The organism is Candidatus Protochlamydia amoebophila UWE25 (assembly GCF_000011565.2).
Taxonomy (GTDB): domain Bacteria; phylum Chlamydiota; class Chlamydiia; order Chlamydiales; family Parachlamydiaceae; genus Protochlamydia; species Protochlamydia amoebophila.
This window is the reverse complement of record NC_005861.2, coordinates 1,531,827-1,555,493: the sequence shown is the minus strand read 5'-3', so window position 1 is coordinate 1,555,493 and position 23,667 is coordinate 1,531,827. Positions and strand designations below refer to the sequence as shown.

Genomic DNA, 23,667 nt, shown 5'->3' with positions numbered 1-23,667 from the left:
AGAAAAAACGTGAGGAGTTTAAAAAAGAATTAGAAAAGATAGCAGAAGAAGATCGTGTTTATCTTGATGAAAGTGGAATCAATGAGTGTCTACAACGTCATAGTGGGCGAGCTTTTAGAGGAGAGAAAGTTTATTCAGCAGTATCTGGCCATCGTTTTGCAAGAGAAAGCTTTATAGCAGCTAAATGCCAATCTAAAATTTTTGCTCCTTTTTGCTATACAGGAACGTGTCATACTATCTTGTTTAATACATGGTTAGAAAAAATATTAATTCCAGAGCTTAAAACTGGACAAGTGATTATTATGGATAATGCTACTTTTCACAAGTCTAAAAAAACCAAATATCTACTTGAACAAGCCGGATGTAAAATTTTATTTCTTCCCTCCTATTCACCTGATTTAAATCCAATTGAAGTTTTCTGGGCAAATTTTAAACAATTAGTTCGGTTAAGTTTAAACAAATTATCAAACCTTGCAAAAGCCATTGATTATTCTTTTTGTCAAATATGCACATAAGTGCACAATTAAATTCAATTAACTATATATGTCAAGGACATCTAGATAGATATCTAAGAGAGATTGTTATAGAATTTTCTTCCACTTGACAAGCAGTTTTTATGCTTGTAAAAGGCTTAATATTACTTTAAAAAAAGGCCTTGTACTACAATAAAAGAGAGGAAAAAAACGAAATCAATTTGCGAAAGAGCTAGAGAAAATTTAATTAAAAAAAACCTATAATATTTCTGTATTTAACGCCATTAAGAGTTACTTTAACGAATAATTTTTAAATGGAGTGGAGCTACTGAGGATTTAAAATGCGCCAATCCAACTTCGGTGAAATTTTTGCAATAGCCCAAATACAAATCTTGCAAAGCCAGTAAAGGTGTTAAATGCGCCAATCCAGCGTCGGTAAGCTTATCGCACCAATTCAAATTTAAATGCTGCAAGGCCTCCAAAGGTGTCAAATGGGCTAATCCAGCATCCGTGAGCTTATCGCATTCACTCAAATCCAAATGCGTTAAAGCCACTAAGGGCACCAAATGCGTTAATCCAGCATCCGTGAGCTTTTCGCACTCACTTAGATCCAAATGCTGCAAAGCCACTAAAGGCGTTAAATGCTCTAATCCAGCATTCGTGAGTCTATAGCAATCACCCAAATTTAGATGCTGCAAAGCCACTAAAGGTGCCAAATGCGCCAATCCAGCATCCGTGAAATTATGGCATCCAGCCAAATTTAAATGCGATAAAGCCACTAAAGGCATCAAATACGCTAATCCAGCGTCAGTAAGATTTCTACAACAACTTAGGTTTAAATGCTGTAAAGCCACTAAAGGTGTCAAATGCGTTAATCCAGCATCCGTAAAATTTTTACAACAGTTCAAGTCTAAATGCTGCAAAGCCACTAAAGGTCGCAAATGGGCTAATCCAGCGTCAGTAAGATTTCTACAACAACTTAGGTCTAAATGCTGCAAAGCCATTAAAGGCGTTAAATGCGCCAATCCAGCATCCGTGAGTTTATAGCAGCTATTCAAATTCAAATGCTGCAAATTTACCAAAGGTTTCAAATGAGCTAACCCAGCACCAGTGAGATTAGTGCATTCACTTAGACATAAATGCTGCAAAGCGACTAAAGGTGCCAAATGCGCTAATCCAGCGTCAGTAAGATTTCTACAACAACTCAGATCTAAATGTTGCAAAGCCATTAAAGGTCGCAAATGCATTAATCCTGCATTCGTAAGCTTATTACATCCCATCAGATTTAAATGCCTTAAAGCCACCAAAGGTGTCAAATGCGCTAAGCCAGCGTCGGTAAGCTTTATACAATCGAACAAATTCAAATATTGTAAAGACACTAAAGGCGCCAAATATACTAAACCAGTGTCAGTGAGTTTGTAGCATTCCTGGAGATGTAGTGCTTTTAAATTTTTACAATTTTTTAACGCTAACAGATGGGCATCAGTCAAAGAGGCATTCTTTGAAAAATTGAGCCTTTCTATTTCATTTGAGAAGTGCTTTAAAATTTTTTCAAATTCAGTTACATGAGAAGCTTGGTTTAATAAAGAACTCACAACTATAAGTTCTAAATAATTTTTTAAAGTATTTAATTGGTATTGCTGCGCAAAATTTAAAAGTGCTTTTAATTCCACTAAACTATCTGTGGTAGAGTTAAACGGTTCCAATTTTTGGGATTTATACGCCTCAATCAGCTGTTTTTCTAATTTTTTCCCAGCTTCTGACAGTTGATAATAATCGGCTAGTTGAATGAAAGAAAGGATATCTTCCAAAGGAACAAAAGAAATAGAATATTCCAGGCAATCGAGCAGATGAGTAAACTCTGTTTGCGTTAAAGCAAGAGGATTTTGAAGGGTTTCTCGAAAATTTCCCGACCAAAGACTTTTAAAATAGGGCGATTTTTCCCTTAACAAAGCTAGTTGAGAATACGAGATGTTTAGCGAAGTTTCATCCTGAAATCTCAGTTTAAATTCCTGGGATGAAGAGAAAAGATCCGAAGATTGTGGAGTTGTGGATGATTTTATTTTTTTTGGGGAAGTGTTCTTTAAAACATTTAATTCTTCTGGATTAGCTAAAGAATTTAATAAAAGCTCGTTTTCATCCTCAAATTTATCAATAGTTTCCTGAGTGGGGGTTCTTATTGAAAAAGGAGGGGCATCACATAGAATTTGACTCGAACTTGTTAAAGATATATCAGATGATGCGAGGCGACTTGCGATAAATTTGGGAATCGTAATTTCTTTTCGTCCCCCAGAAATTTCTCTCCATTGAGACTGAAGCTGCTCTTTTTCGAGATAATTAAAGAATAAGTTGAGGAAGCCCTGAAAAATTGTTTTACATAGCAAACCAATTCGTTCAGAAAATTTTAAATAATTGTTCGATCGAAAATAAGAATGGGTATCTGCGTTAACGAGGAGATTACTAGGTTTAACACTTGGATTATGAATATTCAAAATTGCCTTCCAAATTAGTTAAATAATTCTTAAATTATATAGATTTTTGAATAATATAATATATAAATAAATATCATTGCAATAGTAATGAAATGAAATATGTAGTTAAATAGAAAATATCTTTATCAATTGAAAATTCTTAAAGAATAATTAGAATCTGATAAAGTTTAAAAACAAAATCTTTAAACTTTAATAGGAAACATTACCCAAGCTTGCTTCAGATTAATTGTAGAGGAAGTGTTTTTGTAAGAGCAATATAGGTAGGTTGAATTTCTTAAAATTGATGATAATTAATCAGTGCGGTAAAGTAACCCAGGAAAGCGTGATCGAAGAAAAAATTTTCTTGCTCAAAAGTTGGTTCTGATATTATTGCTTCGTTTTGTTATCGAGAAACATACAACACAGGTTTGTTGAATCTATACTTATCAATGAAAGTGCTGGCTTAAATAGACATGAGAAGATTTACGCAAGGAAAAAGCTGAACTTGAAAATCAAAAGAAAGCGCAACAAGAAGAAATAAATAATATCAACTTATGGATTAAATGAGGCTATCGCTTTAGACAGACAAACCCAAAAGTTACTTTTATGTTTCTCTTTATACAATTCATAAAAGATAATCGAGCGCTTCTTTGTAACTTTCAAAAAATTAATAAAGTAACAGAGGTAAAGACATTTTTCTCAATACATCCAAGATCCTTCTGGCTTTGTTAGAGTTGTTGCGATGAAAAAAGACATTATCGACGAAAAAAAGCAGAGCCTAACAGCTGCTATCGCTAGCCGCAATAGAACACTAAAAATTCAATACGTTTAGCAAATACTCACTATTTTTATAGATCAACTAAATTAACTAGTTGGTCGATAAACTTCCCAATTATATTCGTATTAAACCCATTTATTGAAATTGCTATCATATTATAGCTTCTTAATTTTTATTTAAGAAATGAATTTCAAAATTAATAAGCTATGATCGATTCGTTTATTTAAAGAAAAATATGTTTGTTCCTTTATTTGCTTACCTCATGCACAGAAAAGGTAAAGTGACGGGAATAGCTTTTATTGATTCTACATCAATAGCAGTATGTCATCATAAAAGAATTTCGCGAAATAAGGTATTTGCAGGGCTAGCAAAAAGAGAGAAGAACACTTCAGGATGGTTTTACGGTTTCAAATGACACATAATGATTAATGACAGCGGGGAAATTTTAGCTTTTCAACTTACACCAGGTAATATATCTGATGTATCGATGGCTGAAACCCTTTCCAAGGGTCTGTTTGGAAAGTTATTTGGAGACAAAGGTTATATTTCTGGAAAATTAACAGAAAGCCTTCTAGAACAGGGCTTAGAATTGTTTACGAGTGTACGAGCAAACATGAAACAAAAATTAATGACCTTTAATGATAAAATTTTATTACGAAAGAGATCTCTTATAGAGACAGTCAACGATCAACTTAAAAATATTTCTCAAATTGAACATACTCGACATCGTAATATAGGCAATTTTTTGGTAAATATGCTAGGTGGGCTTGCTGCATATAGCCATCAACGGAAAAAGCCGTCTTTAAATTTTAGAGAAGAGAAATTTTGTGTAGCTATTGCTGCTTGAAACCCAAAGTTCAGGTTATTAAAATTTTCTGAACGAATTTAAAAAACGTTCGAACAAATCGGGAGAAACTTAAAACACTAACTAAAGTTATTGAACTTTCTTTTTTTAATTATTTTGTGAGAACTATGAAAATTTAATTTAAAAAAACCTATAATATTTTTGTATTTAACGTCATTAAGAGTTGCTTTAATAAATAATTTTTAAATGGAGGGGAGCTACTGAGGATTTAAAATGCGCCACTCCAGCGTCGGTAAGCTTATCGCACCAATTCAAATTTAAATGCTGCAAAGCCACTAAAGGTGCCAAATGGGCTAATCCAGCATCCGTGAGTTTTTTGCACGAACTCAGATCCAAATGCTGTAAAGCCACTAAAGGTGCCAAATGCGCTAATCCAGCATCCGTGAGTTTTTTGCACGAACTCAGATCCAAATGCTGTAAAGCCACTAAAGGTGTCAAATGCTCTAATCCAGCATCCGTGAGTTTTTTGCACGAACTTAGATCTAAGTGCTGTAAAGCTACCAAAGATGTCAAATGGGCTAATCCAGCGTCAGTAAGATTTCTGCAACAGCTTAGGTCTAAATGCTGCAAAGCCACCAAAGATGTCAAATGGGCTAATCCTGCATTCGTAAAATGGTGGCTGTAACTCAGATCTAAATGCTGTAAAGCCACTAAAGGTGCCAAATGGGCTAATCCAGCGTCAGTAAGATTTCTGCAACAGCTTAGGTCTAAATGCTGCAAAGCCACCAAAGATGTCAAATGGGCTAATCCAGCATCAGTGAATTTATAGCAGCTATTCAAATTCAAATGCTGTAAAGCCACCAAAGATGTCAAATGGGCTAATCCTGCATTCGTAAAATGGTGGCTGTAACTCAGATCTAAATGCTGTAAAGCCACTAAAGGTGTCAAATGGGCTAATCCAGCGTCAGTAAGTTTTTCGCAATAGCTTAGGTCTAAATGCTGTAAAGCCACCAAAGATGTCAAATGGGCTAATCCTGCGTCGGTGATTTTATGGCACTTAGCCAGATTTAAATGCGTTAAAGCCACTAAAGGTCTCAAATGCGTTAATCCAGCGTCAGTAAGATTTCTACAACAGCTCAGATCTAAATGCTGTAAAGCCACCAAAGATGTCAAATGGGCTAATCCTGCGTCGGTGATTTTATGGCACTTAGCCAGATTTAAATGCTGCAAAGCCATCAAGGATGCTAAATGGGCTAATCCTGCGTCGGTGAGTTCCCAGCATCCGTTCAGATTTAAATGCTGCAAAGCCATCAAGGATGCTAAATGGGCTAATCCTGCGTCGGTAAGTTTGTCGCATTCCTGGAGATGTAGTGCTTTTAAATTTTTACAATTTTTTAACGCTAACAGATGGGCATCAGTCAAAAAGATGTTCTTTGAAAAATTGAGTCTTTCTATTTCATTTGAGAAGTGCTTTAAAATTTTTTCAAATTCGGTTACATGAGAAGCTTGGTTTAATAAAGAACTCACAACTATAAGTTCTAAATAATTTTTTAAAGTATTTAGTTGGTATTGCTGCGCAAAATTTAAAAGTGCTTTTAATTCCACTAAACTATCTGTGGTAGAGTTAAACGGTTCCAATTTTTGGGATTTATACGCATCGATCAGCTGTTTTTCTAATTTTTTCCCAGCTTCTGACAGTTGATAATAATCGGCTAGTTGAATGAAAGAAAGGATATCTTCCAAAGGAACAAAAGAAATAGAATATTCCAGGCAATCGAGCAGATGAGTAAACTCTGTTTGCGTTAAAGCAAGAGGATTTTGAAGGGTTTCTCGAAAATTTCCCGACCAAAGACTTTTAAAATAGGGCGATTCTTCCCTTAACAAAGCTAGTTGAGAATACGAGATGTTTAGCGAAGTTTCATCCTGAAATCTCAGTTTAAATTCCTGGGATGAAGAGAAAAGATCCGAAGATTGTGGAGTTATGGATGATTTTATTTTTTTGGGGGAAGTGTTCTTTAAAGCATTTAATCCTTCTGGGTTAGCTAAAGAATTTAATAAAAGCTCGTTTTCATCCTCAAATTTATCAATTGATGCGAGGCGACTTGCAATAAATTTGGGAATCGTAATTTCTTTTCGTCCCCAAGAAATCTCTCTCCATTGAGACTGAAGCTGCTCTTTTTCGAGATAATTAAAGAATAAGTTGAGAAAGGACTGAAAAATTGTTTTGCACAATAAATGAATTCGTTCAGAAAATTTTAAACGATAGTTCGATTGATAGTAAGAATGAGTGTCTGTATTGACAACGAAATCACTAGGATTAACTCTTGGATTAACTCTTGAATGATGAATATTCAAAATTACCCTCCAAATTAGTTAAATAATTTCTAAATTATATAGATTTTTGAATAAAAAAATATACAAATAAATATCACTGCAATAGTAATGAAATGAAATATATTTTTAAATAAAAAATAACTTTATCAATTAAAAATTCTCAAAAATAATTAGAATCTGATAAAGTTTAAAAAAATCTTTAAACTTTAACAGGAAAAATTACCCAAGCCTATTTTAGATTAATTGTAGAGAAAATGTTTTCGTAATAGATCAAGGATCAGAGTTCCCGTTTCTTTGCAAAAAGAGTCATTCATGCGCGCCAAATTTTTCAACTTTTCCAAAATTTGAAGGGGTAGATTGTTATATTTTAAAATTCTTAAATAGGTAGTGCTAAATAGGTAAGGCTCTCAATTGTCTATTGTAATCACAAATAAAGTATTTTATTAACCCAATGTGATTAGTTAACTTTTTAGAAAATGAAAGTGTTTTCCTTACAAGTCTTGCACATCTTTGTCTTAAGAGTACAATTAAATCTTTCAATGTAGCTTGTCTGACCAGATTGCTTGCTAACTGGTTGATGTTGACTCCAAGGAATGGTTTCATAATAGACATTAAATTTATCAGTGAAATAGAGGGCTTTTTTTTAATGATTCGGGTAGTTTCGTAAAAAGAAGCTCAGCGGTTTTTTTATCTCGAGGACCTACTTGCATAGCAAGCACTTGGCGACTTTTTTTATGCAAGATGAGCCATAACCACTGATCATTTTTCTTATTTCCTACAAAACTCCATCGCTCATCTACTTCAAGTCTAGCTACTTCCAACTCATCTTTCTCACAACAAGTGACTTGTGTATTTAAATCCTCAGGCAAATCATTGATGAGGAGATTAATAAAATCTAGCAGCCATGGCATACTTACATCAAAAATTCTACAAATTCCATTAAGAGACACCCTTTTTAGAAGAGCTTTTCTGACAAGTTCCTTATGCTTGTTCGTTAATGATTTTAGCTTTCTTGTTTTCGCTCCATTGTTTGCCACACTCTAAACAGCGAAAATTTTGCTTTTCATGTCTTGTATAACCATTCTTCTTTATCAAATCTGAGCCGCCAGTGTGTCCATCTTATTGCTCTTCTCCGCTTGAATTAGAATAATTAATCTATCAAATTAGATCAGTTTATTGAAATAGCTTTACCTATTTAGCACTACCCTTAAATAAATACTTTCCTAAATTAAGTAGTTAAGAAAAATTCTTTAAAAAATATGTTTCGATTCTAATCGACTATCGAGCGTTATGTTTGACTTGAAATGCCAAACCTTAGCCATAAGCTTAGTTCCATCTTATAATTTGTATCTTTGAAGTCTATTATTGGGCTTTTCGGGTATTACTTGAACATTTCTTTCTTGTTTTAGCAATTGTTTGTGTGCTTTCCTTAATTCTCTAATGATTGAATAAACTAGTTGATCGATCGATACTTGATATTTCACTTTTTATTTGTTAAATAAAAAACCTCTTATACCAATCAATAATATAACCATCATTTAAATTTTATCGATATAAAAAAAATTTCTATTGATTTAGACTTATTTTGTTTCAAAAATATAAAAATAAATTCCTTAAATTCAAGTTTGTAAAATAAATTAATTGAATTTATGAAAATGGATAAGTGAAAAATTTAAAAAAGGGAAATGGTTCACTAAAAAGATTAAAAATATTTTATATAATTTATATCAATATTTTTTTAATATAAATAAAGAAAATAGTTGATTAAAAAGTTTAAAAAGTTTTTACATGGATTATATCAATACCTTTTAAAATAAATATAAAAGGATATTTATAAATAATTAACCTTTTTTTAAGTTAAATTCAAACAATTTCAAGAGGTGATATTATGGAAACCAAATCCGTGGGTACTTTTTCAACAGGAGAAATAGAAGAAATAAGGATTTTATTTGAAGCTCTAAAAAAAACAGAAACAAAAAATAGAGAATTCATAAATAAAATCGAAACAGTTTCCAGCCAAGTTTTACTAGTTACTGACAAAGAACGTAGTTTTCAGAAAGATAATAGTGACCTCACTCAAAAAATCACGGCTCTTAATCAGGATAATGGTAAATTTAAAAAGACAATGCTTAACCATGAGCAACAAATAAGTTTGCTTCAAAAAGAATTTCAAAAAGTTCAAGAAACGTTAAATGGAAAAGTTAGGCAAATAGCAGGTATTCAAAGAACACTCGAAAAATATGAAAAAGAAAAACAAGAGCTTTCTAAGACAAGTGCAAGGCTTGTCAATGAAAATGCCAAATTTGTCAATGAAAGAGATAGCTTAAATACGATATTAGGAGATTTACTCAAGGAAAAGTATGAACTTGAAAACCAAGAGAAAGCACATCAAGAAAAAGTAAATAGACTGAAGCAAGATTTAAATGAAGCACAAGGTCTTTATTTTGAGTCGAAAAGAAGTAATAATTTGAAAATTTCTGAAAAAATAAGGTTAATTATTAATGAAAAGCTTAAATGCGAAAAACTTACTCAAAAAAGCATTTTAATTAGAAAAGGTCGCGATCAAGCAAAACAGAAGTTGGCTGAAGGGCAAGCAAAACATACGCAAATAGGGCAGAACTTGCTTAAAGAACGAGCAGGATATATACAAACAAGCCAGAGCCTTGCTCAAGTAAAAGCAGAGCATGCCCAAACAACAAGAAAGTTAAACCAAACTCAACATGAGCTAACTCAATCTCAGCAAACAGTATCAAGACAAAGAATAAATTATCAAGAGCTTGAAAATAAACTAGGGGAGACTGACAATAGACTTATATCTCAAGAAGAATTACAAAAATTGAGCAACAAAATTCAATCCAAAGAAGAAGTAAAAGAGCTTATTACGCGTCTTAGCTTAATAAATTTAAATGATTTAAGTAAACTTCAAAATTGGGTTAAAGATTGTACGGCAGCGTTTGGGTTTAATGACGACGAGCAGCGTAATTTAGAAAGTAATTTATCAAATCTATTGAGCAAACCTGGATTTTTTACATGGCCAAAAATGTTAAGAGAAGGAGTTATGTTTTCTTTAGAAGGAACCTCGATTCATTATTTGCCCTTGCTAATTAGTTTGTTATCTAAGTTAATTAAATAGTTTTTTTGACTAAACCATAGGATGAAAAAAGTAAAATGTTAACTATTGCATGATGTTAGTAAGTGCTTTTGTTGGCAGTTATCCTTTTATATTTTAAGGTTTTTTATAAATATTTTTGTTTTTCCGAACGAATTTATTTATTGTACAAAGCAATTTTTTACGCAAAAATAAATATCCTCTGATAAAGATTTTTATCTGTAATTTTATTAAATTTAAGGAACTAACAAATTTTTATATTCAGCGTTATTGAAAGTTTTTGCACCAACTCAGATGCAAATATATTATATTATTAAGTACATCAAATGCACTAATCCTCTAGATTGATGCAATTTTGGTAACAAATTAGATTCAAATTTGGGAAAGTTGCTAAGGATTTAAAATGCGCCAATCCAGCGTCAGTGAAATTTTCGCAATAGTTCAAATTCAAATCCTGCAAAGCCAATAAGGGTGTCAAATGTGTTAATCCGGCATCAGTAAAATGATTACACGAACTCAGGTTCAAATGTGTTAAAGCCACTAAAGGTGCCAAATGCGCTAATCCAGCGTCAGTAAGATTTCTACAATAGCTCAAATCTAAGTGCTGCAAAGCGACTAAAGGCGTTAAATGCGGCAATCCAGCGTCAGTGAGATGATTGCAGGAACTCAGATCTAAATGCGTTAAAGCCACTAAAGGTGCCAAATGTGCTAATCCAGCATCGGTGAGTTGCCAGCATCCGTTCAGATCTAAATGCTGCAAAGCCACTAAGGGAGCTAAATGCGCCAATCCAGCATCTGTAAAATTATAGCACCAACTTAGGTTCAAATGCGTTAAAGCTACTAAAGGTGTCAAATGCGCCAATCCAGCATCCGTGATATTTCTACAATGGCCCAGATCCAAATGCTGCAAAGCCACTAAGGGAGTTAAATGCGCTAATCCTGCATCTGTGAAATTATAGCACCAACTCAGGTTCAAATGCGTTAAAGTCACTAAAGGTGTCAAATGCGCCAATCCAGCGTCAGTGAGATTATTACACGAACTCAGATTCAAATAGGTCAAAGCCGTTAAGGGTGTCAAATGCGCTAATCCAGCGTCAGTGAGATTATTACACGAACTCAGATTCAAATAGGTCAAAGCCGTTAGAGGTGTCAAATGCGCTAATCCAGCATCTGTGATATTTCTACAATGGCTCAGATTCAAATAGGTCAAAGCCGTTAAGAGTGTCAAATGCGGTAATCCAGCATCCGTAAGATTTCTACAATGGCTCAGATTCAAATGTTGTAAAGCCACCAAAGGTGTCAAATGCGCTAATCCTGCATTAGCAAATTTGCATCCAGCCAGATTTAAATGCTGTAAAGTCGTTAAGGGTGTCAAATATGCTAATCCTGCATCCGTGAGATTGCGGCACTCTTGGAGATGAAGCACTTTTAAATTTTTACAATTTTTTAACGCTAAGAGATGGGCATCAGTCAAAGAAGCATTCTTTGAAAAATTGAGTTCTTCTATTTCATTTGGAAAGTGATTTAAAATTTTTTCAAATCCCGTTAAATGAGATGTCTGATTTAATAATGAACTTACAACTGTGAGTTCTAAATAATTTTTTAAAGTGTTTAATTGATATTGGTTCGCAAAATTTAAAAGTTTTTTTAACTCTAATAGACTGTCTTCTCTAGAGTTAAACAGCTCATATTTCTTTAATTTACACTCAGCAATCAACTGTTTTTCTAAATTTTTTACAATTTTTGTCAGTTGATAGTAATCTGCTAGTTGAATCAAAGAAGGGATCTTTTGCAAAGGAACTTTAAAATTAGCATTTATCAAACAATTGAGTAGATGAGTAAACTCTTTTTGCTTCAAAGCGAGGGGATCTTGGAGGGTTTCCCGAAAATTTCCCGACCAAAGAATTTTAAAATAGGGTGATTTTTCCATTAACAAAGTTTTTTGGGAACTTGAAATTTTTAGGTAAGTATTATCCTGGAAGCTCAATATAGGGGGAGGTGAGGCAAAGCATGAAATTTGGCTTGGATTTGATAAAGACATCCCAGATTCTGAATGAGTTGTGGTAAAATTAGAAACGATAATTTCTTTTTGCCCCCAAAAACTTTCTCTCCATTGAGACTGAAGCTGCTCTTTTTGGAGATAATTAAAGAATAAGTTGAGAAAGGACTGAAAAATTGTTTTGCACAATAAATGAATTCGTTCAGAAAATTTTAAATGATTGTTCGATTGGTAGTAAGAATAAGTGTCTGTGCTAACAAGGAGATTACTAGAATTAAATACCGGATTATGAATATTCAAAATTAACCCCAAACTAATTAAATTATTTTAAATATTTATATGTGTTATAAATTCTAATATATAAATAACTATTATTTCAATGTTAATGAAACAAAATATGTAATAAAATTAAGAAAGATAAATTATCAATCAAAAATCCTTAAAAAATAACTAGTGGACGATAGAGTTTAAATACAAGATCTTTAACCTTTTAAAAATCCTAGTGAGAGATAAAACTAAATTAGAAGCATTTTTTTAAGTTTTAGAAGCAAAAACCAAACGGTAATTTTTGAGGAAAAGCCCTTGAAAATTCAATTTTTTTATTTTTCTACGCAAAACTTTCTAAACACCGATTTCATCGATTTTACTGGCTCGTTAAGAGGCAAGCTTATTCATGGATATTAAGTTCCATCCCAGTCTTTTTAATTCATGTATTCATGCCAATTTTGTCGCAAGGTAACAGGTGTGTTTGCCCACTTAATATTCTTGACAAAACCAAAGCCATTTTATTATTTCCAGATTACAACATGATCAAGGATGATTAAGTTTAATGTGAATTAAACAATTAAAAGAGTTAAAAGAAATACTTGTGCAAAGCAAAATAGTTAGACTGGAATGTGCTGATAAAAAAGATCTAGTTCACTGCCATGCTGTGGATATTAGGTGAATAGAAATAGTAATTGTGAGTTTTATGGTGGTTGAAATGATTTTAAAAGGGCTAAACAAACTTGAAAATTTTTAGAAAATTAGAAAAACTCTTTTTAAGTATAAGTGTGCGTGAGCAAAGAGGTATGGACCTTGTTGGTCAATATTTAACAATTTAAAATTTACCTCTAGAAATAGTTAAAGGTCTCTAGAAGTGTTTTCATCGATGCTGATTGTTAGCATCGATGATTTAAAATTTAAATTCCTTCAATAACTAGTGGTGAAAGCCCGGCTTTTTTTAATTCTTCATTCTGCCTTTCTAGCAATTCTTTGCCGGCAAAGACGACTGTTGAGCCTTTATCCATTTGCGGAGCAATAATCCTTTGAACAGCTTCAATCACACTTTCTTTGGTCAAATTTAATAGTTTAGTACGGAATGCTTGACGAATAGCTAATTTTTTACCTTCTCTTAACCAGCCATAAGCCAGTTCTGCTTGACTGCCTGGAGAAATTGGAGTATCCAAAGTTTGTATCATCTCAAATTTAGCTTCTTCTAAATCTGCTTCATCAAACTCTCCTTTTAAAACAACTTCCACAGCTTGTTCAAAAGCTTTAAGGGTCGTAAAAATATTCGGATCTCGGTAGGAGTAAAAATAAAAATTCCCTGAAAGAGGATTACTAACAGCCCCGCCTCCGTACGCTCCTCCTTGTTCCCGAATTTTTGTGTGAAGGGTTAAATTATCAAATAAAAATGCCGCAATAGTGAGAGCGGGAGCATCTGGGTGGACGTAAGAGACAGTTGGAAATACTTGGCCAATAAATGCAACAGGAGAGGCAATGATTTTTCCTTGAGAGGGAACGTCTAATAAGGGAAAATGACTGTACCAAGGATGAAATGGACGCGTATCAATATCTTTTAACCCATAAAATCCATGACCTTTCAATTCATCATAAAAGGTAGAATCACAACTTAACACTAAATGAGGGTTATCCAAACAAGTCACTTTTTCTTGGAGATCTTGAAGTTTAGCTAAAATATAAGGGCCTTGTTTGTCAAAGTCTTTAACGAGTTCTCGAATTTTTACATAATAGTTGAGTCCATACAAATCATTGGCAACTTTAGAAGCGATGTTTAAACCACTCGCAGCTAAATTAATGGCATATTTTAAACCACTTTGACTTAAACGACTTTCCATCGCAGTGAAATGCTTGAAAAGAATTTCTTTTAATCTCTCTAAGCTATCGATTTTAGCCGATGCCACTGTTTCATGCATAAGTGGGAAGAGCTTAGAGGATTTTCGATATAAAGCTTTTCCACGTAAATGAAATGTTGGGGAAAAACAAGCCTCATCTTCTGCTTGTAAATTTAGGCTAATTCCTGCTGCAATTCCTCCTGTATTTCCTTGGATGTATTCCAAGTTTTCTGCATAGCTTCTTTTTCCACAGCCAATTTGTGTTAAAACAACAGTTAGAAGGCGCAAATAAGGAAGATCTTTTTCTAATAAGGCTGGTAAATCATAGACGAGGTCCGCATAGACAATATCATTTGTAAAGACAGCGTGATGAAAAACTGTTAGTGCCCCTATCTTTTCTTCTTTTAAAGAATAGTTCCTCGCCGCTAAGGGGATGTCTTGAATGCAAACTTTTGGTAAAATATCCAAGCTTTCTTCTTCTTGCATTTTTTGAAAAGAGGCAAGCAATTCAGCTTTATGAATTAACTCCTGAGTGAGTTTTTCCGACAGTGAGTTTTTAATTATTTCCAGATGTTTTTTTTCTTTTTCATTTTCTCTCATTTCTAATGTTTGGTCAGGTGTCATAACAATCTGAACGAAATGGGGATTATCAATTAGATGTTTCTGAATGAGCTTTGTAAAATAGAAAGGATCAGACAAAGTACGTTTGCGTACCTGATCAAAAAGAGAGTGAATTCTTAATCCTTGTTCAGGATCAACGCCATGCTGTTTTAAAAGTCCAGAACGCATAAATAAAGACAAGCCAAAAGGGGCATGATCTCCAGTAATTTCGCTACGATAAAACTCAAGTTGATGAATGGCATTTTCAATCATCTGGATAGGGATCCCATTTTTAATGATTTCTTGCAACGTGTTTTTAATGAGTTTTTGAAGATCTTCTGCTTTGTCTTCTTGACAGCCTTTGAGGATAATTCCCCAAGGGATTTCATTCACTTCTACATCAATAAACGAGTTGGCTTGCTTACACCATCCAGATTGCAACAAGACTTTTTTAAGGAGGGAGGCGTCATTATCCATTAAAATGAGTTCAAGGATATTTAAAGCAAGTGTTTCTTCTTGTTCCAAAATATGACAAGTCAACCAAGCAAAGGCCAACATAGTTTTATTTGTCGTTTCTTCTTCAGAAGCAATGGGATAAGAAAGTTTCACAGATTTTGGTTGGAGAAATCGGGGTTGCAGGGGAATAGGAGGAAGAGGAGTAGCTCGTGTGGTTTGATTAAGTGTATGTTTGGCAATAAAATCTAAATGTTCTTCTAATGGCATATTTCCATAAAAAAAGAACAGGCAACGGCTTGGATGATAAAACTTTTGGTAAAATTCTTTGAGTTGTGCGTAGGTTAATTTCGTGATGGCCTCAGGATCCCCTCCAGAATTGGCGCCATAAGTAATATCTGGAAAAAGGTTAGCATTAATTGCTTCAATTAATCTGGCACTTGAAGAAGAAAGAGCTCCTTTCATTTCATTAAAAACAATCCCTTTATGTTCTAAAGGAGAAGAGGGATCATTAGGAATTGCAAATTCAAGCCGATGTCCTTCTTGCAAAAAGCTTAATTCATTTAAATGAGGATGAAAGACGGCATCTAAATACACTTCCAATAAGTTATAAAAATCTTTATGAACTTGAGAGGCGGCTGGGTAACAGGTAAAATCGGCCCCTGTTAAAGCGTTCATGAAGGTATTTAAACTTCTTCGATTCATGGCAAAAAAAGGATCTTTAACGGGAAATTTTTCGGATCCACATAAAACAGTATGTTCTAAGATGTGAGCAACTCCGCTTGAATCTTCCGGTAATGTTTTAAAGGATAAGCAAAATAAGTTTTCTGGATCTTCATTTTCAATATGCATAATCATTGCACCTGTGGGTTGGTGCACAAGCTCTCTAAGAAAACATTGAAGTTCTGGAATTTCTACAGCTTTAACCAGTTCAAATTGCTGATAAATTTGACCTACAGCGTTAAGTCGAGAGTGTTTAGAGATCATGAATAAATAACCTTACAATTTAAAAAACAAAAGAATTCACTTATAAAAATTTTAGATAAGCATATTTTTGCTATCTGCTAAAAGTTCATTTTGTCTTATTTGTCAAAATAAGCGGTATGTAAACAAAATGAAGGATGGTTAACTTTATACTTATTTTTTAGAGAAGAATGAATTTTTTGTAAAATTCGTCAGACTTCTAAACTTTTCAATGGGGAAAAAGTTTAATAAATCTTACCATTTTTTTACTTTATTTCTCCCGCAAATTCAATCAATTAGCATTGATAAATCGAAATTTGAGCTGAAATGGGATTAAATTCTTTCTGCTGCATCCTGAGTTTGAAAGTTAATCTTTCATAAAGAAAACTTTCAAACTCGAAGGATAATTCATTTAATCATTGCCACAGATGAAATGAATGATTTAAATAGGCGGAGTAGGCCCTTTACGACCAAGTAAACTAAATAGAAGTGAAATTAAGAATAAGACAATAAAAATTTAAAACAAGATTTGTGCAATACCAGTGGCTGTGGCTGCGATTCCACCGAAACCAAATATGGCTGCAATAATCGCAATAATTAAAAAGGTTATAGCCCACCTTAACATAAGACCTCCTTTAGTTAATTTATATTGAATAACTACTTTTGCTCAGGTTAATTAAATAGCATAAAAAGTCAAATAAAAATTATATTGTTGATTAAAGAATTCTTCAAGGTTTGGTTTAAAATAAGATTGTCAGGTATGTTATTTACAAATTCTCTCATTTAACTTTTGGAGTGATTAACCGATATGCATTCTCTTCAACGGAAGAAAATTTATTTTTTACCTAATGTCATTACCGCTTTTGGTCTTTCTTGTGGACTTTTTGTCATCTTTAAAATGAATATGACGGGGGTAGGAGAAGTGACCCCACAAATTTTAACCGCTGTGACAGCTATATTGCTTTTAGCTGCGTTTGCCGATTTGATGGATGGAGCAGTCGCTCGCGTTATCAAAGCGGAAAGTGATTTTGGGGTAGTATTTGACACATTGGCTGATGCCATTTCTTTTGGGGTGGCCCCTTCTGTAATTATTTTAAAAAGCCTTTCTGTTGATCCCAGTACAAAATTATCTTTTTTAGTTACCATGTCTGCAATTGTCTTTTCACTTTGTGGAGTTCTTCGTCTAGTTAGGTTTAATGTAGCAGCATTAGCTACAAAAAATAATGTTGAATTGGCTGTTGCGCATAAGAAGCATTTTACAGGACTTCCAATTCCTGCGGCAGCGGCAGCGGCAGTTTCTCTTAATTTTTTCTTGTTTAATCCCAATTTTGAGTGGGTAAAACAATTTCCTACCCACAGCCAAACCTGGATTTTATCTGTGATGTTGATGCTATTAGGATATTGCATGGTAAGTCGCTGGAAATTCCCTAGTGTCAAAAGTTTAGAAATAAAAGTTTCTTCTTTTCGTCTTGTTTTTTTCACAGTACTTGCAGCTGTTTTGGTCTTCTATGGTATTCTTCATCATTTTGCCTTAGCATGTACGGTTCTTTCCTGGGGATATATTTTATTGGCTTTGACCTTAGCAATGTTTCGTGTTGTAGCAGGAAGACGGTCCAAAACTTTAGAGGAATTTGAGCCGGAACCAGAGGAATTGGATGAGGTTGAAGAGTGAATTGGGATTTTTCCTGGTTTATTTTTTCACAAAATGGTTTGTTTAGAAAGTTATCAAAAACATTATTCGACAATAAATATTGCACAATGCTTGCAAATAATATTTGAATCAAATTTCAATTTGAATGGTTTTTTTGATCAATGGAGAATTTAGAAATTTAATTAACAATAAAAACGTATGAGATTTGTTAATACCCCTTGTATAGCTAGGTGATCGTGACGGAGTGTTAAAGAGGAATGATTGATATGAATGCTTTCTAAACGAATGTATTGCCCTTCAGGATAATAACGTTTAACAACGGTGTTATGATGATTAATTGCGCCGATGATAATTTCTCCTGGCTGAACAATAGATCTTGCTTCAACAACCAAAAGGTCTCCGTCTTGAATGAGCTCTTCTGACAGGCTATTACCCTGAACGCGTAAGATATAAGTATTATTTAAATGATGTACAAAAGTGGATGGAACAGCAATGGTTTGGGGTCGCATAAACATCTCAATGGGATAGCCAGCCATGATATTGCCAATAAGAGGGAGTAACACTTCAGCTGAAAAAGTTAGTGAAGCGGGAGGATGAGTAGGGATGAGAGAACGACTGCATTTTTTTTCGGCTGCTAGCACCCCTTTGCGTTGCAAAGATTGAATGTGTTTATGAACGGAAGCTGGGGAAGCAAGAGAAAAGTGTTTCATAATCTCTCTGTAACTCGGTGAATATTGATGAGTCTCGATAAATTGTTGAATAAATTGCAAAATAGCTTGTTGTTTGGGTGTCAATCCTTTCATGGTGAATAGCCGCTTTTAAAGATTATTTGATAACATCCAATCGATGTCAACCACATAATTAATGCAGAAAAAACCACATCAGAAAAAAAGTGTCCTCCTTGTACTAAACGAGCATAACTGAGAGCACCTCCCAAGCTTATTGTTAAAAATAAACCAAGAATGTAAAGAAAATAGCTTCGATAATGCTTACCTAGCCATAAAAAACTAAAAAAATAAAATCCGACAGAGCAGTGTCCGCAAGGAAAGGATTTAGAAGGTTCAAATGAATGATTGAAGCGAGGCTTATAATAAGGTAAAAATGGTTGAGCACCCCCGAATTCAATGATTTGTTTGGGTCGTGGTCTTCCCCAATGGTCTTTAAAAATGGCATGCACGAAAATTCCCGATCCGATTGCCAGTACAAGAATCAAATAAAGGAAAGCGGGCCGAAAGAATTTCAATCGAGGCAAGAAAATTGAGGCTACGCTTCCACAAATTGCTAATCCTACAACAATCCAAGCAGGAAAAATTGCATAATGATAAATCCAAAGAGTGATAGGAGAGGAATCAAATTCACCTTGGCGATAAAAATATTGAGAGACCGCTAAATCGATTGGAGTAGACCAGAGGGTAAATAAAAGAACCGCTAAAAGAGGAAAGAAAATAGTCGTTGTTTTCGAAAAGGAATTTGGCATGATGAAAGCACTTAGGATTTTTTAAGATTTTGCTTCGATCTGGAGTTTATTGAATCGAGAGTCGTTATTCCAATTTTTAAATGCTTTTATATATAGCGGATTCCATAAAAATTGACACATAAATTCATTTTTTGAGTTTCCTATTTAAGGGAATTCGAATGACGAAGTCGGGTTTTTACTATATGCCAATTCAAGGATGTGTTATGGTAAAACTATGAAAATTAGTGTAGGTTTTAACAAAAATGCCTGATAGAAACAGTATTTTTGAGAATCAGCAAGAATTAAAGTTTTCTGGTGAGCAAGGTTTTTTTGATAAAAGCAAGATCATCCGTTATTTGATTATTTGCCTGTTTGCTTTTAGTTTGTTTTCATTTTTGCATTTCCGAGAAGTTCGAGTAGAAATGCTGGAACTTGGCAGTATTGCTCCTCGTTATATTGTCTCTCAAGTGAATTTCGATTTCCTTGATGAAGAAGCGACTGTCATTTTGAAGCAAGACTCCATCAGAGATGTTGGAAAAATTTATCGACTTTCTCAAAATGATATTCGTCGAAAACGAATCGAATTTGAAAACTTTTTACTATATAACCAAGCTTGGCATAAGCACACAGAAAACGGGCAGTTTGATGAACTTTACCAAGCAACAGAGAAAATAGAGCAAGCTCTTGTTGAAATGCGTTTTACCGATGCGCGGACTTTGGACCGTATGAAATCTTTAGGAATTCTTACCAATCAATATCAGATATATACTCCAAATACTCTTATAGACCAAACTGTCCTTCCTGAATCTATTTGGGAAAAGATTCAAGCCAAAGATTTACCTCTCAGCCAGTATGAACCCCTCGTATCTGCTTTAACAATTGAATTTTTTAAACATAGTCATTGGCACATCGAAGAAGATATTCCAGCTCAAAGACAATTGAGAAAAAAAATTCAGAGTTTTGTCCCTGATAAATATACGCATGTAAATGCGGGAAATCGGATCATTGATCAAGGTGAAAAAGTCACATCCAGACATATTGCCATGCTTCAATCGATGAAAAGTGCGTTGGGAACTCGCCGTAATCTTTCTAATCCTTTTACGATGTTGGGCTCTTTAATTTTTACAGTCTTATTTATAGGAATTTTCCTATCTTATTTTCAAACGAACCAGCCTCGTATTTTAAAATCCAATCGAAAAATATTTCTGTTAGTGACGATTTTAGTTTTAACACTCATTTTATCAAAATTTACCGAGTTTTTTCTTTTAAATTCCAAAAATAACTTAATTGATACAATTCGTTACCCACTTTTTATTCCGTTGGCAGCGATCTTGATCTGTAGTTTAATTAATCCAGCGGTTGCTACATTTTCAGCAGGATTTCTTTCTGTGGTGTCTTCAATTTCCTTGGCATTTGACTGGGAAGGGTTTCTTCTTTTAAATTTAACGGCCGGTTTAGTTGCTATTTTGAGTGTCCATTCACTTAGACGAAGAAAGGAAATTTTTGTTGTTTGTTTAAATGCTTGGATCTGTTGCGTAATTGCCATTTTAGCCTCGCATTTGTATCACAACAGCATTGGCCATTTTTCTATGGTAGCAGATATTCTGAGTGCTTGTTTCTTTATGCTCTTCACGGCTGTTTTAGGCGTGGGATTACTTCCTTTACTGGAATCTGGATTCAGGATTATGACCGATGTGACATTGATGGAATATATGAATCCCAATAATGATTTATTGAGAAGGTTGACAATCGAAGCTCCAGGAACCTATCAGCATTCGGTTGTTGTGGGAAATTTAGCAGAGGCAGCGGCTCTTTCTATAGGGGCAAATGGGCTATTTTGCCGTGTGGCAACTCTCTATCATGATGTGGGTAAAATGGCGACTTCTCAATATTTTACAGAAAACCAATTTGGTGAAGTAAATATTCATCAACTTCTTACACCCCAAGAATCTGCTCAAGTCATTATGGCGCATGTCCCAGAAGGAGTTTCATTAGCAAGAGAAGCGGGACTTCCAGAGCCGATTATTGATATTATCAAAGAACACCATGGAACAACGCTTGTTTATTATTTTTATCGCAAGCAAGTTGAAAAAATGGGTGGAGATAAGAATTTAGTGGATGAGAGAGAATTTCGCTATGCAGGCCCTACACCTAGAAGTAAAGAATCAGGAATTATTATGATTGCTGACTCTTTTGAAGCGGCTTCTCGTTCACTTGATAAAGTAAATGAAGACTCTTTGATGGGATTAGTTGATCGTTTAGTTCGAGAAAAAGCTGATGATGGACAATTTGATCAATGTTTGTTGACATTTGAAGAACTCTATACAGTGAAAAAAGCTTTAGTGAAAACTTTATTAGCAGCAGGTCATTCACGCATTAAATACCCTGCGCCAGAAAAAAAACTTTTAGCGTGTCGAGAAGCGGGAGCTTGATGATGAAACAACGTTTGGTCCTTATTACGGGCGCAACAGCTGGAATTGGGCAAGCTCTTGTTCATCTAGCGGCTCAAAAAGAACTAAAATTACTCATTACGGGTAGAAATCAAGAAGAATTAAAAAAACTGACGGACACATTTGGTTCTTTGATTGTTCAAGCAGTGGCAGCCGACCTTTCTCAGGAAGAAGGTGTCAAAACAATCATTGACTTAATTCATAAGCATTGTCCCGATATTATTATTAATAATGCGGGTTTTGGTTTATATGGAGAAGCTCTTTCGTATTCTACTGTACAGCAAAAGCATATTGTTGATGTAAATGTCAATGCAGTTTTGCAACTTAGTTTGGAAGGAGCAAGAGCTTTAATTTCTCAGGTTAAGCAAGGCGTTATTTTAAATGTATCCTCGGCTATTTCTTTTCAGGTAGCGCCTAATATGGCTGTTTATGCTGCCACTAAGGCATTTATCAACCAGTTTTCACAAAGTTTAGATGAAGAATTAAAACCGCTTGGAATTCGCGTGTTGGTGGCGTGTCCAGGAATGGTTAAAACAGAATTTAGCCAAAATGCTGGAATGACGCGTACAAGAAAATTTACTGCGGTCATGTCTTCCAAATTTGTAGCTCGTGCAATCTGGAAACAAATTGAAAGCTTAACTCCTTTAACAATTATTGATTGGAAATACCGGTTATTAACCTGGCTTTCTTATTTGATTCCGAAAAAAATCGTTACCGCTATCATTAAAAACAACATTGCGAAGCGTATTGCTCCGCGCAACGTCATTAGATTACCCTCATGCAAGAACAAATAGATGTAGAATTGCTTCCTCAAGAGCCCAATGGATTTATAACTTTTAATTTAGATCCTTTAATTTTAAAAGCACTAGATAAAATGAATTTTAAAGAGCCTTCTCGAATTCAAACAGAGGCTATTCCACTGATTCAAAAAAAACAAGATCTCATCGCTCTTTCACAAACAGGTTCTGGAAAAACAGCCACTTGTGCTATCCCGATTTGTAATCGTGTAAATACGGAACTGACAGATATTCAAGCTCTGATCATTGTCCCAACAAGAGAATTAGCCTTGCAATATGCAACAGAAACACAAAAAATTGGGAAATATAAAGGAGTTAAAGCGTTCGCAATTTTTGGGGGAGAAGATTCAGCTTTGCAGCAATCTAAACTTAAACATGGTGTACAAGTCTTAGTAGCCACTCCTGGACGTTTAATTGACTTTATTTATTCGCGACAAATTGATTTGTCTCATGTGGAAACCTTGATACTAGATGAAGCTGATGAAATGTTAAGCATGGGGTTTTACGATGATCTTGTTTTTATTATTCAATGCTTAAACCACTCTCATCAAACATTATTGTTTTCAGCAACGATGCCAGCTGCGATTCAACGTTTAGCTAAGCATCACATGAAAGATCCTCAAGAGGTGAATTTAATTTTAGAACAAGCAAGCCCTCACCTATTAGAGCATTGTTTTGTTTATTGCTTAGCGCATCAAAGAGACCATGAGCTTATCCAACTCATTAAAGAGAATAATCCCACGCAAGCTATTATTTTCTGTCAGTCGCGGTTTCAAGTAGAAAAAGTGTGTCGTACTTTACAGTCGCATTTAGATGGAGTAGATTTTTTACATGCGGGATTAAATCAAGATATTCGCACTATTGTGACAAATAAGTTTCGGACAGGTAAGATTCGGCTGCTCGTCGCAACGGATATTGTTGCCAGAGGTTTGGATTTTTCTAAAGTGAGCCATGTTTTTATTTACCAACTTTCTCATGAATCTGATGTTTATGTGCATCGATCTGGAAGAACAGGGCGATATGGGAAAACTGGAGTAGTTATTTCTTTGGTGACCTCTAGGGAACTACCATATTTAAATGCTATTCTAAAACAGATTAAACAGGAGCCTCGTTGGATTGGATGCCCACCGCCTGAAAAACAGGAAGCTGCTAAACCTCGAAAAAGACGCCCTTACCCCAATAAAAAAAGTTCTAAGCCTCATTAAGGTTCG

At 34.4% G+C, this 23,667-nt stretch carries 11 protein-coding genes and 4 pseudogenes; 7 read left to right on the top strand and 8 right to left on the bottom strand.

What is annotated here, in order from left to right; all coding sequences use genetic code 11:
• Nucleotides 1-26: 26 nt before the first annotated feature.
• Nucleotides 27-515, top strand: a pseudogene (locus PC_RS10550) (IS630 family transposase); the annotation flags it as partial.
• Between the two features lie 254 nt (nt 516-769).
• On the opposite strand, the gene PC_RS09975 reads toward PC_RS10550, so the two are convergent.
• Nucleotides 770-2,965 (bottom strand): leucine-rich repeat domain-containing protein, encoded by a 2,196-nt coding sequence (locus tag PC_RS09975; RefSeq protein WP_011175827.1) that lies wholly within the window; start codon nt 2,963-2,965, stop codon nt 770-772.
• 921 nt (nt 2,966-3,886) lie between these two features.
• On the opposite strand from PC_RS09975, the pseudogene PC_RS11285 reads away from it, so the two are divergent.
• A pseudogene (locus PC_RS11285) lies at nt 3,887-4,569 on the top strand (IS982 family transposase); the annotation flags it as partial.
• A 186-nt stretch (nt 4,570-4,755) separates the two neighbouring features.
• Here PC_RS11285 and PC_RS06160 read toward each other — a convergent pair.
• Both PC_RS06160 and PC_RS11280 read right to left on the bottom strand, forming a co-directional pair.
• Nucleotides 4,756-6,882, bottom strand: a complete 2,127-nt coding sequence (locus tag PC_RS06160) for a leucine-rich repeat domain-containing protein (RefSeq protein WP_044045065.1) — start codon at nt 6,880-6,882, stop codon at nt 4,756-4,758.
• Between the two features lie 369 nt (nt 6,883-7,251).
• Nucleotides 7,252-7,956 (bottom strand): annotated as a pseudogene (locus PC_RS11280) (IS1 family transposase).
• A 793-nt stretch (nt 7,957-8,749) separates the two neighbouring features.
• Between PC_RS11280 and PC_RS06150 the strand changes: the two are divergent.
• Entirely contained in the window at nt 8,750-9,994 is a 1,245-nt protein-coding gene (locus PC_RS06150) for a coiled-coil domain-containing protein (RefSeq protein WP_011175822.1), read from the top strand.
• A 307-nt stretch (nt 9,995-10,301) separates the two neighbouring features.
• Here PC_RS06150 and PC_RS09965 read toward each other — a convergent pair whose 3' ends face one another.
• The 3 genes and pseudogenes from PC_RS09965 to PC_RS10535 form a co-directional block, all read right to left on the bottom strand.
• Nucleotides 10,302-12,269, bottom strand: coding sequence for a leucine-rich repeat domain-containing protein (locus PC_RS09965; RefSeq protein WP_052278668.1), 1,968 nt, complete (start codon nt 12,267-12,269; stop codon nt 10,302-10,304).
• 881 nt (nt 12,270-13,150) lie between these two features.
• Nucleotides 13,151-16,126 carry an insulinase family protein gene (locus PC_RS06140; RefSeq protein WP_011175820.1) on the bottom strand — a complete coding sequence of 992 codons (2,976 nt, stop codon included), beginning with the start codon at nt 16,124-16,126 and terminating at the stop codon, nt 13,151-13,153.
• 496 nt (nt 16,127-16,622) lie between these two features.
• Nucleotides 16,623-16,727 (bottom strand): annotated as a pseudogene (locus tag PC_RS10535) (DUF1328 family protein); the annotation flags it as partial.
• Between the two features lie 183 nt (nt 16,728-16,910).
• Between PC_RS10535 and PC_RS06130 the strand changes: the two are divergent.
• Nucleotides 16,911-17,774, top strand: coding sequence for a CDP-alcohol phosphatidyltransferase family protein (locus PC_RS06130; RefSeq protein WP_011175819.1), 864 nt, complete (start codon nt 16,911-16,913; stop codon nt 17,772-17,774).
• A 161-nt stretch (nt 17,775-17,935) separates the two neighbouring features.
• Here the strand turns inward: PC_RS06130 and lexA are convergent, their stop codons facing one another.
• Both lexA and PC_RS06120 read right to left on the bottom strand, forming a co-directional pair.
• On the bottom strand, nt 17,936-18,556 hold the full coding sequence (gene lexA / locus PC_RS06125; RefSeq protein ID WP_044045063.1) for a transcriptional repressor LexA: 621 nt from the start codon (nt 18,554-18,556) through the stop codon (nt 17,936-17,938).
• Nucleotides 18,553-19,230 (bottom strand): phosphatase PAP2 family protein, encoded by a 678-nt coding sequence (locus PC_RS06120; RefSeq protein ID WP_011175817.1) that lies wholly within the window; start codon nt 19,228-19,230, stop codon nt 18,553-18,555. The genes lexA and PC_RS06120 overlap by 4 nt, the downstream gene beginning before the upstream one ends.
• 242 nt (nt 19,231-19,472) lie before the next feature.
• On the opposite strand from PC_RS06120, the gene PC_RS06115 reads away from it, so the two are divergent.
• The 3 genes from PC_RS06115 to PC_RS06105 are packed head-to-tail and all read left to right on the top strand — an operon-like array spanning nt 19,473 to nt 23,661.
• A complete protein-coding gene (locus PC_RS06115) occupies nt 19,473-21,641 on the top strand; it encodes an HD family phosphohydrolase (RefSeq protein WP_039359535.1) in 2,169 nt (722 codons plus the stop codon).
• A gap of 2 nt (nt 21,642-21,643) precedes the next feature.
• A complete protein-coding gene (locus tag PC_RS06110) occupies nt 21,644-22,453 on the top strand; it encodes an SDR family NAD(P)-dependent oxidoreductase (RefSeq protein WP_181679075.1) in 810 nt (269 codons plus the stop codon).
• Nucleotides 22,438-23,661 carry a DEAD/DEAH box helicase gene (locus PC_RS06105; RefSeq protein WP_011175814.1) on the top strand — a complete coding sequence of 408 codons (1,224 nt, stop codon included), beginning with the start codon at nt 22,438-22,440 and terminating at the stop codon, nt 23,659-23,661. Before PC_RS06110 ends, PC_RS06105 begins: the two co-directional genes overlap by 16 nt.
• The last annotated feature ends 6 nt before the right edge of the window (nt 23,662-23,667 follow it).